This window comes from Shewanella psychrotolerans, assembly GCF_019457595.1.
Classification (GTDB): Bacteria; Pseudomonadota; Gammaproteobacteria; order Enterobacterales; family Shewanellaceae; genus Shewanella; species Shewanella psychrotolerans.
Window position 1 is genome coordinate 3,097,567 of sequence record NZ_CP080419.1, and the last position, 12,683, is coordinate 3,110,249.

Annotated in this window: 9 protein-coding genes; 5 read left to right on the top strand and 4 right to left on the bottom strand. The window is 41.6% G+C overall.

Annotated features, from left to right (window positions below; translation table 11 throughout):
- Positions 1-38: 38 nt before the first annotated feature.
- Both K0I62_RS13735 and K0I62_RS13740 read right to left on the bottom strand, forming a co-directional pair.
- Entirely contained in the window at positions 39-1,310 is a 1,272-nt protein-coding gene (locus K0I62_RS13735) for a DEAD/DEAH box helicase (protein WP_220068652.1), read from the bottom strand.
- Positions 1,311-1,559: 249 nt separating this feature from the next.
- Positions 1,560-4,580: an EAL domain-containing protein gene (locus tag K0I62_RS13740; RefSeq protein ID WP_220068653.1), complete on the bottom strand. Its 3,021-nt coding sequence runs from the start codon at positions 4,578-4,580 to the stop codon at positions 1,560-1,562.
- Between the two features lie 320 nt (positions 4,581-4,900).
- On the opposite strand from K0I62_RS13740, the gene K0I62_RS13745 reads away from it, so the two are divergent.
- The gene (locus tag K0I62_RS13745) at positions 4,901-5,662 is read left to right on the top strand and encodes a substrate-binding periplasmic protein (protein ID WP_220068654.1); all 762 of its coding nucleotides are present in this window, start codon (positions 4,901-4,903) and stop codon (positions 5,660-5,662) included.
- An 85-nt stretch (positions 5,663-5,747) separates the two neighbouring features.
- Positions 5,748-6,194 carry a thioesterase family protein gene (locus K0I62_RS13750; RefSeq protein ID WP_220068655.1) on the top strand — a complete coding sequence of 149 codons (447 nt, stop codon included), beginning with the start codon at positions 5,748-5,750 and terminating at the stop codon, positions 6,192-6,194.
- Here K0I62_RS13750 and K0I62_RS13755 read toward each other — a convergent pair.
- On the bottom strand, positions 6,189-7,685 hold the full coding sequence (locus K0I62_RS13755) for a putative bifunctional diguanylate cyclase/phosphodiesterase (RefSeq protein WP_220068656.1): 1,497 nt from the start codon (positions 7,683-7,685) through the stop codon (positions 6,189-6,191). The two genes, K0I62_RS13750 and K0I62_RS13755, sit on opposite strands and share 6 nt — an antisense overlap.
- 69 nt (positions 7,686-7,754) lie before the next feature.
- The gene (locus tag K0I62_RS13760) at positions 7,755-8,597 is read right to left on the bottom strand and encodes an HDOD domain-containing protein (protein WP_220068657.1); all 843 of its coding nucleotides are present in this window, start codon (positions 8,595-8,597) and stop codon (positions 7,755-7,757) included.
- Positions 8,598-8,888: 291 nt separating this feature from the next.
- Here K0I62_RS13760 and trhP point away from each other — a divergent pair, with 291 nt between their 5' ends.
- The 3 genes from trhP to K0I62_RS13775 all read left to right on the top strand — a co-directional run bounded on the left by trhP (position 8,889) and on the right by K0I62_RS13775 (position 12,605).
- The gene (trhP, locus tag K0I62_RS13765) at positions 8,889-10,253 is read left to right on the top strand and encodes a prephenate-dependent tRNA uridine(34) hydroxylase TrhP (protein ID WP_220068658.1); all 1,365 of its coding nucleotides are present in this window, start codon (positions 8,889-8,891) and stop codon (positions 10,251-10,253) included.
- Between the two features lie 510 nt (positions 10,254-10,763).
- Positions 10,764-11,456 carry a TetR/AcrR family transcriptional regulator gene (locus K0I62_RS13770; RefSeq protein WP_220068659.1) on the top strand — a complete coding sequence of 231 codons (693 nt, stop codon included), beginning with the start codon at positions 10,764-10,766 and terminating at the stop codon, positions 11,454-11,456.
- Between the two features lie 141 nt (positions 11,457-11,597).
- On the top strand, positions 11,598-12,605 hold the full coding sequence (locus K0I62_RS13775) for a porin (RefSeq protein ID WP_220068660.1): 1,008 nt from the start codon (positions 11,598-11,600) through the stop codon (positions 12,603-12,605).
- The last annotated feature ends 78 nt before the right edge of the window (positions 12,606-12,683 follow it).

A 12,683-nucleotide genomic window follows, 5' to 3' on the forward strand; every position in this document is an offset into this window, starting at 1 on the left:
AACGAACTCCAAAGCTCGGGAAGCTTCATTCCCTTAAATTATACTTTACGCGACTTATTAGCTCGGCGACTGTCGTAACTATTACCTTGACTACTGCGGCCGGAAGAGGATTTACGGCGCTGATGCCCTTTAGGCTTAGTCGTCGTTTCAACATCCAACTTGCGGTAACGTTCAGGTAAAGGCGCACCAATCTCATAACCAGGGATAACCTGACGCGGCAACGTTTGACCAATAAGCGCTTCAATCTCCTGCAGCATCTTTTCATCGTTTAACGCGACAAAAGAGATGGCATGTCCCGCAAGCCCTGCTCGTCCAGTTCGCCCCACGCGATGAACATAGTCTTCTGCATCTAACGGCAGCTCAAGATTGATGACAAGGGGCAATGCTTCAATATCTAATCCGCGAGCCGCCACATCCGTTGCCACCATGACTCTGAGCGAACCAGACTTAAAGTGCTCAAGCGCCCGATTTCGAGCTCCTTGGGTTTTATCACCATGAAAGACTGCGTTGTTAATCCCATCGAGCTTCAACTCTTTATGCAACGATTCAGCGCTCTCTTTACTGCTAACAAAGACAAGTACCTGCTGCCAATTATTACGGCCAATAAGCTCCGCGAGCAGTTCAGCCTTACGCCGTTTATCAAGGATATAGACCTCTTGCTTAATCATGCTGGCCGTCGTGTTTTGGGTAACATTAATCCACTCTGGATTATTGAGCATCTTAGTCGCGAGCACCTTAATGCCATTGCTAAATGTTGCCGAAAAAAGTTGAGTAGAATGTTGTTTCGCGACTAAGGTTTTAACTCGCTCGATATCCTTTACAAAGCCGAGATCTAACATACGGTCAGCCTCATCGATAACCAGATGATCAACCGAAGAAAGATCTAGCCCATGCTGACCAATAAGATCAAACAAACGGCCAGGAGTAGCGACCAATATATCTACACCTTGCGCTAATGCTTTACGCTGTGGATTGATATTCGCACCGCCATACACAGCGACCGATTTTAACGTGGTTAACTGACTATATTTGTGAATACTCTCGCCAACCTGAATGGCTAATTCACGTGTCGGCGTCAAGACTAATACCCTAAGCGTCCCCTTTGGCTTATCTTCTTGAAGCAAACGATGTAAAAAAGGAAGACTAAACGCAGCGGTTTTACCCGTGCCAGTCTCGGCACAAGCCATTACGTCTAAACCTTGCAAGGCTGTTGGAATGACTTTTGATTGCACCTCAGTCAAGCGGGTATAGCCACAAAGCGCCGTTGCTTGGATCAACAGAGGATGTAAAGAGAGAGAATCAAAGTTCATATTAAGCTCGCAGGTCTTGGGGAATTGCATCAAAAGTGAGCGCGGAGTCTACCAAAAACCGCATAATAAGGATAACAAGCATTAGCATAAAAGCGTGAAAAATGATCAAATAACAAAATGAATACCGAAAACAGATCCCCCAAGGCCACGTAGGCCAGAGGCTAAAAGCAACCCAAATACGCTACCTTAATTTACCGAGCAATATAATTTGAAACCCGAATGCACCACATTTTGGCATTACTCGGCTGGCTATTTTTTCAAATAAAGCGCCTCAAACTCGGCTAATGGCATGGGCTTAGAAAACAGGTATCCTTGACCAAAATCACATCCTGCATCGGCTAAGATCTGCTGTTGATAACGAGTCTCTACGCCTTCTGCTATCACCTTAATCCCTAACTTATGAGCCATGACAATAATCGCTTCACACAAGGCAACGCCGTCACTATCTGACTCTAGATTTCGGGTAAAGGATTGATCGATCTTTAGGTAATCGATATCGAACTTTTTCAAATAAGCCAGTGAAGAATAACCGGTACCAAAATCATCGAGCGACACTTGAATCCCCGCATCTCGATACGCAAGTAATTTGTCGGTTACCCCCATTGAAGCATCTAGCAGGAGCCCTTCTGTGATCTCGACACAAATCGCATTACTAGACAGATCTAAATGCCTTAACAGTGCCAGCCAACTGACAAAGACGTCACCTTCATCCCTAAATTGGACTGGTGATTTATTAATGCTGATCTGGATCTCTACCCCAAATTCACTGCGCCAACGCGCCGACTGTTGAGCGGCTTTTTCAAAAACCCAGTTCCCGATATCATTAATCAGTCCGGTTTCTTCAGCGACGGGAATAAACTCTCCAGGAGAGACCATTCCCCGCTCAGGATGATTCCAGCGAATCAGCGCCTCAGCTTTATGTACTTGACCATTTTCCATATCGATAATTGGCTGATAGTAGATCTCAAACTCTTTTCGGCCTATGGCATTACGCAAATCTTTGATCAACGCCATACGATAATGTGCATATTCCTGCATAGACGGGGTAAAATAATGAAAACGATTACGGCCTTGCTCTTTAGCCGCATACATGGCCTGATCGGCATGCTTAAGTAAGCTATCGATACTTGTCGCATCATCTGGATAGATGGTGATACCGATACTAGCGCTGATATAAGCAGTCTCATCCCCTAAATTATAGGGTTCAGCAATCCTCTCTAAAATCCCTTGAGCAACACGATCTATACCTCGAGGCGAGTCTACCGCAGAGAGTACGACAGTAAACTCATCGCCACCTAATCTAGCGACAACATCAGATTCTCGAATACAGCTCTTAAGACGCTTAGCGGTTTCCTGTAGCAGGAGATCGCCCATATCATGGCCTAACGTATCATTAACCTCTTTAAAAAAGTCTAAATCAAGAAACATCAAAGCAAAATGGCTCTGGTTACGATCGATACGTAATATTTCGGTGCTTAGATATTCAAGTAACATACGCCGATTGGGCAATCCTGTAAGCGGATCATAGTTGGCTTGCTTCCAAATAATATGCTCAGCTTGTTTCTTTTCCGTAATATCAGAAAACAACGCAACTCGACGAAATACCTCACCATGCTTGTCATAAATACTATTAAGGGTCAGCCACACCATAAATTCATTGCCAAGCTTATTTTTTAACCACAGCTCTCCCTGCCAATAGCCGTGTTCCCTAATAGCGCTTTCAAGCTCTGCATATTGCTGCTTATTTTGGTCGCATTCTAAGATACTAATGTGTTTGCTGAGGACTTCATGCTCGTCATACCCCGTGATACTCGTAAAAGCAGCGTTAATGGTAATAATATTGCCGTTGAGATCTTGTACACTCATGGCCTCACTAGAGTTGTTATAAACAGATGCGGCAAGCTCTAGCGATTCCTGTACCTGTTTACGCTCAGTAATATCAGCGTGAATACCACACATCCTTAGCGGCACGCCATTAATATCACGACTAACCACTTTTCCAGAATCGAATATCCAATGCTCTTCACCGGTGAAACTAATGAGCCGATACTCTAGATTATGACTCTCCGTCTTCCCCGTAAGATGGTTATCTATCGAGGTCAAAAAAACCATTCTATCTTGGGGATGAATAGCGTCTTGCCAAAGCCGGCTATCTTTATTTAAACGTTCGAAATCGCAACCTAATAAATCAGCACACCAAGGATTGCGCTTGACTTCATTGGTCTTAATATCCCAATCCCAAAAACCAAGGTTGCTGCTCTCTAGTACCAAAGATAAACGTTCTTGATTGGTTCTAACCTCCATTTCAGCTTGCTTATGCAAGGTGATATCGATAAATCCAGCGATCACCATTTCGACGCCCTTGTTTATGCGGCGACAAGCGACGGTCATATGGGTGTAGACGATCTCTCCATTTTTAGCGACAAAACGTTTGTCCATTTCATAGGCATCAATCTCGCCCCTTAACATTTTCTGAAATTGCGATTCGTCAGCTTTGAGATCCTCAAAGTAGGTTAGATCGGACCAAGTTAAGGTTAACAACTCCTTCTCACTGTATTTAAGCATTTTACATAATCGAGGGTTAACCTTAATCCAATCTCTATCGACAGTGGTGATCGCAATCCCCATATTGCCGATATCAAATTGGGTTCGAAAAATAAAATCATCTTGTAATTGGATCTTGGCATCGCGTTCTATTTCAAATCGGCGAGATAACATCATTCCAATAAGCGCTGTTACCAGAGGAAATAACAAGAAAATAGGTAAAGTGATTTGAGATAATATGCTTGAATAAAGCTCGGATGGCAGAATAAAAAAGGACGTCAAAACGACTAAATGCACTATAAAACCAAAGAAATACAATTCTTTGAATGCCATATCTGCAATTTGATTCTTACGGTAATAACGCCACAGATAACCAACCACGCCAGCAAACAACATGGCGACGCTACCGGAAAACACCGCCGCACCGCCCTCAATTAAGCGGTAACCGATCCCAATTGATGTCGCGATAAAGGTAGGCAAGCCGCCAAAGAAAAGGCCCGAAATGGCTAACACGACAGTACGTGTATCGATAAAAATACCAGGCTCATATTCCCAAGAAGCAAGCATGGTAACAACGGTCACCAGACCGATCACCATTCCAGTGGATAAACGCCAAAGCAAAAAATGTTCATTACGCTGCTGACGAGGCACCGCATCATAAATAAAAACCAATATCAACAATAGTGCTGCATTTTCGAGAAGTGCAAATAGCGTATCTTGATTCATATCAATCTTAGTTATTATTATCAAGTTGATAACATCAGTGTGAGTTTAGCAGAATTATTTGTAAAAAATACTTCACTTATCAACAACACAGAAAGAATTACGATTCAGCCAATGCAATTGAGCAAAAGTTAACCTGACCTCTCGCTCCTATTAGCAATTCATCACAATCCAAACTCACCTTAATACAGCGCAAATAGAACAACGCCTCATGTGATATGTAGACGATAGTAGAACCGATAAAATGTACGAATTATTCATTTTTATATGATTTAAAACAGCTTATGATACCTGCTCTAGGATGCTTTACTTCAAGGATTAAAATGCTGAAATATGTCCAATGGACCATGCAATGCCTATTTGCAATTTGCCTAATGTGGCATCCATCATTACAAGCCGATCAAATCCCGCACAATATCAAAATCGCTGCAGAAGACAATTGGGCACCTTTTGCAGATCACAATGGCAAAGGTTTATCACACGATTTGATCTATCAAGCATTTTCTCGAATGAATATCAATGTCGACACTATTGTCGTGTCCTACGCTAGGGGGCTGGTTATGGCTGATAGTGGCTTGGTAGACGGGGTTTTCAATCTACACAAAGAGCAAAGTACAGTAAACCGATTCATTTTTGGCAGCGAACCACTCTTTTCAACAACAGCCTCTTTTTATCAAAACAATGCGCACCCAATTACGGCTCAAACTAAATGGGATATACCTAAAAACAGTAAAATAGGTATTATTGAAGGTTATGAATATGGTGATGAACTGATTAACCTGACTCATCTCAACATCGTTAAAGTTAACAATCATAATCAGCTGATCAACTTACTGCTGCTCAATCGTCTCGATGCAATCATTATGTATGATCAGGTTGCCAAACAGTATATTAACGAAATGGGCGTTTCAAATGTCATCAGCAAGAGTGTTCCCAATCATAAAGGGGAACTCTACCTCGCGTTTTCTAAGCACAGCCCGAGTGCCCAGTTATTTGCAGATAAATTAGATCAAGGCCTTAAATCACTAAAGCAAGACGGTAGTTACAACAAAATAATGGGATCGATTCAAACATCAATTGAATGAGCACGATATACAGTGCTTACTCATACACTGCATTCTAAATAGTTAGTATGTTAAACTTGGGCTCTTTATTATGATGATATAAACCATGAATAGCGCTGGAACCCCACACTTTAGTTCGACGTTTCACTTTCCTGTACAGATATATTATGAAGACACGGACTTCTCCGGTGTGGTCTATCACCCTAACTTTTTGAAGTATTTTGAGCGGGCACGAGAACATGTTATCGGCGCGAATCTACTGTCAAGCCTTTGGGATATCCATGGTCTTGGATTTGCGGTGTATCGCAGTGATATGATATGTCATGATGGCGTTGAGTTTGCTGAAATTATTGATGTGAGAACAAAGTTTTATTTCGAAAGTAAATACCGCACGGTATGGCAGCAAGAGATTTGGCGGCCCAATGGTAAGAAGCCTGCCGTTACCGCACAGATAGAGATGGTCTGTATGAATAAGGCCCGTCAACTAGCACCTATGTCCCCAGACGTTATAAACTTATTAAGCCAGAATTTCAGCGAAAAAATTCCGTTATAACTCAGCGCGATTGAGCTTACGCCAGTTCATCTCTAATTCAGCCGCGGTCATTGGTTTCGCATAAAGATCGCCTTGAATTTTATCGACGTCCATGTCACAGAGCATATCAAAAACGGTCTGAGTCTCGACCCCCTCAACGGTGACCGAAAAATCCAGCCCTTTAGCAAGCTCAATCGCACTCTTGAGGATATGTAGCCCCCGCTTATCATCATCGATATTGTCGAGGAAAGCTTTATCAATTTTAACTTCATCAACAGGCAGAAGCTTAAGGTAAGCAAGTGATGAATGACCGGTACCAAAGTCATCTATTGCAACATTAACTCCTGCTCGTTTCAGTTTATTTAACACTGCAACAGCTCGCGTCATATCGGTCATTAATTGGCTTTCAGTGATCTCTATCGCAAATAGGTCTGCGCTCAGATCATATTGCTTCAATTGGGCAATAATAGACTCGCTAAGCTGGTTACCATTAAGATCATCGATTGCCAAATTAACAGCCACTTGTATCACGAGTCCGCTACGTTTCCATTGCCGCAGCTGCATCAAAACTTGTTCGATCACCCACTGACTTAGCATGCTAATCATCCCTGCACATTCAAGCAAAGGAATAAACTCGCCAGGTGACACAGGACCTAAAGCCGAGCTATTCCAACGAATTAAGGCTTCAGCATGACGACAATTACCCCCAGCGACGTTGTATTTTGGCTGATAAACCATGTAGAGTTCATTGTTTTTAAGTGCCTTGGGAAAACAGCTAATCAATGTCAGTTGACGATGTTGGCTAATATCATCCCCTTCCCGATAGCTCGCCACTAAGTTACTACTCGATTTCGCCCTCACTAAGGCTAAATCCAACCGTCTTAGCATCTGGCTGACATCGCTGTGATATAACGACAGATCTAAATATCCAACTTGTATCTGTAAATTAATAAGCGTGTCATTAATACTGACGGGTTGCTGCAATGTATGTTGCAAAACACTTAGTTGGGTCTCATTCAGCGGCGTTTTAAAGAAAATAAGAAACTCGTCCTCATTCATACGCGCCAGCATGTCTTGTTCACTCACTTGTCGCTTTAGGCGTTCGCTCATGGCCAAAAGTAACTTATCTCCAAAAGAGAAGCCAAAGAGATCGTTTACATACCTAAATCGATAAATATCGATGAGTACAAACGTCCCTTCAGTAACAGGCATTAATCGCGTTAACTGAGATTTTAAACCAACTCGATTAATTAAGCCCGTAAGCTTATCGCGGCCGGCCGGAGGCGGCAGAGTATTTAATAGTTGTTGTAGCTGAACATATAAAGGAATGTAACGAAATGGAATATGGTTGATGTTAAGGGCTTGGCGAACTTTATTTTGCGTTCGTAGCTGATTGATAAGCCGACTAAGAAACTTTACCTCAACTCGTCGATGCCAGTAACAATAAATGATACCAGCGATGCCTATGGCAACAATATAAACAATTATCCAATAAAGTTCTGTAACACCCACAGCTTACCTTTAATGCTTAGTGTAGCGAAATGACTGACCATTATTAGCAAAGATTACCGCAAGTAACAACTATTCGTAACTCAACTTAATTGAATGATAATTATCAAGAAACTCATCTGAGCCTAAATATTCTGGTGAGACAGGCAAGCCACGTTGAGCAAAAACATCCAAGCGCTCTTCCAATTCATGTCCCGAACGTAATTCGCCGGTATAAAACGCTGCCGCACGGACAAAATCCAAATAGGTCACTCGTTCAGGAAGATAGGGAAGATCGGCCCATCGCTCGACAACCTCCATTACCTCTGGAGAAAAATCCCAGCTTTTAAGTACCGCACGCCCTATGGGGCCCTGCATCTTACGCACCAGAGCTCGCAGCTGATCGATACTGGTAAACAGATGAGGATTAACCTCCGCCTCAGTCAACACAGGTAAAGCACCGATATTATGTACCAAGCTCGCCAATGTCAGCGTGTCGTAATTTAAACCGCATCCCTTATGAGTCTTAGAATATTTAAGCAATAGAGCACAAGCAGCTGAGGTGACTTCGATTGATGAACTCCAAACCTCATCCATCACCTCCCATACCATTTCATTAGTAGAGATAAACAGCTGTTCCATTGCCACCGATGTCGCAATGGACTTAATCTGAGTCAAACCAATGCGAGTTACTGCACTGGTGATATTTTCAGCCTTAACACCTCGGCTATACATGGCACTGTTAGCGACTTTAATCATTCGGGCAGAAATAGCGGCGTCTTGACCAATAATTTCAGCCACCTGCTTAGGGCTAGAATCAGGCCTGGACACGACTTCTTGAACGCGCATTGCTACCTCGGGTAAAGTTGGTAAAACTAAGGCATCAGCCTTCAACTTTTTCAATAACCCAACCAGTAGTTGATGCTCGTTAGACATTCGTATTCCTTAAAAAACAGATCAGCCCATTAATGATGGAGCAGAGTATATCAGGACTCTCAATGAGCGCGATGGTAAAAATCGCACATCCAGTTAAAAATTTGTTTAATTTTAGCTAAGTTTCAGATTATAGGTTACTAATTGGCTTAATTTTATTGGATATCCAACATTTTTTCCTAGCTGATCACTGCTTGACCACAAAATAAACAATTTCTAATTTGCATAAGTCTCCCCCCATTGAGTAAAATGCCCGCCCCAAGTTAGATTGAACCCTGTTAATTGAGAGAAATTATGTTTAAACCTGAGCTACTGTCTCCTGCTGGGACGCTTAAAAATATGCGTTACGCCTTTGCTTATGGCGCAGATGCAGTCTATGCAGGTCAGCCAAGATATAGCCTGCGTGTCAGAAACAATGATTTCAAAATGGAAAACCTAGCAACAGGTATCCAAGAAGCCCATAGCCTAGGTAAAAAACTCTATGTGGTCAGTAACATTGCGCCCCATAACACCAAACTAAAAACCTACATCAAAGATATGGAGCCAGTGGTTGCGATGCAACCCGATGCGCTGATCATGTCAGACCCAGGTCTTATTATGATGGTTCGCGAAGCGTTTCCAGATCAGGTTGTGCATCTCTCTGTACAAGCCAACGCCATTAACTGGGCCTCGGTTAAGTTTTGGCAGCAGCAAGGCATCAAACGTGTGATCCTCTCTCGCGAGCTCTCGCTTGATGAAATTGAAGAGATCCGCCAGCGCTGCCCTGATATTGAACTCGAAGTCTTCGTCCACGGCGCCCTGTGCATGGCCTACTCTGGACGCTGCTTACTCTCCGGTTACATCAATAAACGCGATCCCAATCAAGGCACCTGCACCAATGCATGCCGCTGGAAATATGATGCTCACGAAGCGGTACAAACCGAAACAGGTGACATAGTGGCGGTTAACCCTGAGGTGCAGGTTCACAATCCAACCTTAGGCGCTGGTCAGCCTAGTAATGAAGTGGTGTTACTTCAAGAAGCGGGACGTCCCGGTGAATACATGCCAGCATTTGAAGATGAGCATGGTACCTATATCATGAACTCTAAAGATCTGCGCGCCATTCAGCACGTCGAGCGTCTGACTAAGATGGGCATAGATTCACTGAAAATTGAAGGCCGTACCAAGTCCTTCTACTATGTGGCGCGAACTGCTCAGCTCTATCGCCAGGCGATTGAAGATGCCGCTGCCGGCCGTGAATTTAATCCGGCGCTCATGTATCAGCTAGAAGGGCTAGCACACCGAGGCTACACCGAAGGCTTCCTGCGTCGCCACGTACATGATGAATATCAAAATTACGACTATGGTTACTCTATTAGCGACACCCAACAATTTGTGGGCGAACTCACAGGTAAACGTAATGAGAAAGGCATGGCCGAGATCGATGTAAAAAACAAATTCTCTGTCGGCGACAGTGTTGAATTGATGACCCCTCAGGGCAATATCAACCTGACTATCGATCATCTGGAGAATCGTAAAGGCGAGCGCGTCGAGGCCGGACTAGGTTCAGGGCATTTCGTGTTCTTACCTGTGCCACAAGAAGTTGAAATCGATAAAGCGATTTTAATGCGCAACCTAAACGACGGACAAAATACCCGTAACCCGCACACAGCGGTGTAATTGGATACAACTCAATGGCATTATTGATCGACGACAGCTGTATTAACTGCGACATGTGTGAACTTTAATCTATAACCTTTTAATAACAGCACTTTACATAACAACACTTCTTTGTGTTACAGCCTAAAATTTGTTTATTATGGCTGTAGCACAAACCTGTTTGAAAGGCTCTTTACTGGCCAATTTAGATTATCCCAGCGAAGTCACACTCACCGGCCAACTACCAATAACTTCAGTACACGCCGCCTCTGATACCAGTACACTAATTTCCCCCCAGTTCTACTACCTTTATAATTACCATGCGTTGAACACCATTTTCTGAGCACTTCCCCACTCCCCAACATGAACCCATACAATTCGTCCCCCCTCTTGGCGTGCACTGTAAATGACTGATTTAAAAGCATATAAACCGACTTTTAAAATGGTACAAAATGTACTCATCAAGTATGACTTTTGTCACAACTTGGTTAAAACTAAAATTATATTATGTTTCTAAAGGAGACAGGCCTTATGTCAAAGATTGAATATAAAATTTTAAAGAATGCAGCCATTTTAATATCGGAAGAAGGCCTTTCTTCATTTTCATTCACAAAACTTTCAAAAATGTGCTGTTGTTCAAAATCGACTTTATACCATAATTATAATAGTAAAGAAGACGTGATTATGGGGATATATATTAACAATATTAATGAAATTGTTTCATTTAATAAAACAATACTATCTAACCATAATCTGTCGGTAAGTGAAAAGATGATCTTAGCATGTATGTTTGATGTGTTTAGGGTTTTTCTTAATTATTCTCCTGCAGATAGTGTATCAATGATTGCTTCGACATCAGCCGTTAATAACTTTAGTTCCAAATATCTTTTCAGCCAGCTAAAAATAGCCTTAACAGATCTTAATGAAACCTTTGATGAAGTTGAAAGCATGTTTATTAAGGAGAACATGTTTAAAGAGCAAGAGATTAAACCACTATTAAACACCTACAGAATACATGCCAGAGGTATTGTTGGGTGCGTCTCGAATAAAGTTTACTTTAACAGTTGTATTAACGCACCTCTTAAATCTCTTTACAATGGATACCTATCAATACTTAATGAAAGAATAAAAAATGACATAAAAATAGATTTCAATGATATTCACACCATCATCAATAACTACCTTTTAAAAAGAGAGGGTAATCAATCACCTTCAAATAAATAGTTACACCTATTTTTTAATTATACCAAGCCCTATTTGATATTGCGCTTAAAGCAGTATTTTAAATTTAATTATGATAAATACCTTCGGTATTTTCATTGCTTCATTCTATTTTAAAAATTAAATGTTAATCATGGAGATAATATGAAACTATCTAAATTAGTAGTGGGTATTGCTGCGTTTTCTTGTTTTAGCGTCTTTGCCGATAATGGTTTTTATGGCGAAGCCAATGTAATGGCTAACTGGAAAGATAATTTAGATCAGCAAACCGGAATTGCTACTGGTTTTGCTGGTTATAAAGACAAGGTAAAAGTTAAAGACATTGACGTTTCATACCAATTGGAAGGCTATTACGCAGCCAGTGGCGACCGCTTTATCGCTACCAATGAAAGTGATGAGTTTGCATTACGTGTGGCATCGTTAATATTTAGCACAGATTATGGTTCATTCTACGTGGGTAAAGGTTACTCTGGTGCCTATTTGAACCTTTATAAGCGAGTGGATATTCATCCTTTCTCTAATTCAGAGCAATACACAATGAATAAAATGCTATTTAGACAAGGCAAATATTCAGATAGTATTATCGCTTATGTTACACCTTGGTATGACTCGGCTATGGGAAAGTTCCAAGCTAAAATGGCACTGGTAAACCCAAATAGTAATGATGGTGCAAATGATGATGTTCTTGTTGGTCGAATATTATATTCGGCTGGCAAATTCAACGCGGTGATAAACTTAAATCGTATCGATGAAAAATTCAGTGGCAATGCAGATAACCATCATTATAACCGTTATTCTTTTGGTGCTGATTATACATTCAATAATCTTACCCTTGCATATACAGGTGAATACAGTGAAAACGCATTCTCGGCAACGAGTATAGAGGGTTATAGCGAGCAAGTTCATTCTGTTGCCATATCAATTAAACAAGATGATTTTAAATATGGACTTTCTTACCAACTGGTCAATTCAGAGTTAGCGTCTAGAGATGATCTTGGCTTAGTTATTGGAAGTGTGACATATTCTTATACTAAAGAATTAGACTTCATGGTCGAATATGCGAAATATACTGGAGATAATGACTTCTTTGTCGGTGGCAATACCAATCCTGAAGATGACTCTTTCACTATTGGTGCAAGGTTTAATTTCTAACATCTAAAGTATTTTCAATTTTGAACCCATATATACTTTAGAGTTCTGTGTTCGATATTCTTCTGCTTAATATTAATT

What these genes read in the sequence shown, in the direction of transcription:
- K0I62_RS13735 (WP_220068652.1), bottom strand. Translation starts at nt 1,310, where the DNA reads ATGAACTTTGATTCTCTCTCTTTACATCCTCTGTTGATCCAAGCAACG.
- K0I62_RS13740 (WP_220068653.1), bottom strand. Translation starts at nt 4,580, where the DNA reads ATGAATCAAGATACGCTATTTGCACTTCTCGAAAATGCAGCACTATTG.
- K0I62_RS13745 (WP_220068654.1), top strand. Translation starts at nt 4,901, where the DNA reads ATGCTGAAATATGTCCAATGGACCATGCAATGCCTATTTGCAATTTGC.
- K0I62_RS13750 (WP_220068655.1), top strand. Translation starts at nt 5,748, where the DNA reads ATGAATAGCGCTGGAACCCCACACTTTAGTTCGACGTTTCACTTTCCT.
- K0I62_RS13760 (WP_220068657.1), bottom strand. Translation starts at nt 8,597, where the DNA reads ATGTCTAACGAGCATCAACTACTGGTTGGGTTATTGAAAAAGTTGAAG.
- trhP (WP_220068658.1), top strand. Translation starts at nt 8,889, where the DNA reads ATGTTTAAACCTGAGCTACTGTCTCCTGCTGGGACGCTTAAAAATATG.
- K0I62_RS13770 (WP_220068659.1), top strand. Translation starts at nt 10,764, where the DNA reads ATGTCAAAGATTGAATATAAAATTTTAAAGAATGCAGCCATTTTAATA.
- K0I62_RS13775 (WP_220068660.1), top strand. Translation starts at nt 11,598, where the DNA reads ATGAAACTATCTAAATTAGTAGTGGGTATTGCTGCGTTTTCTTGTTTT.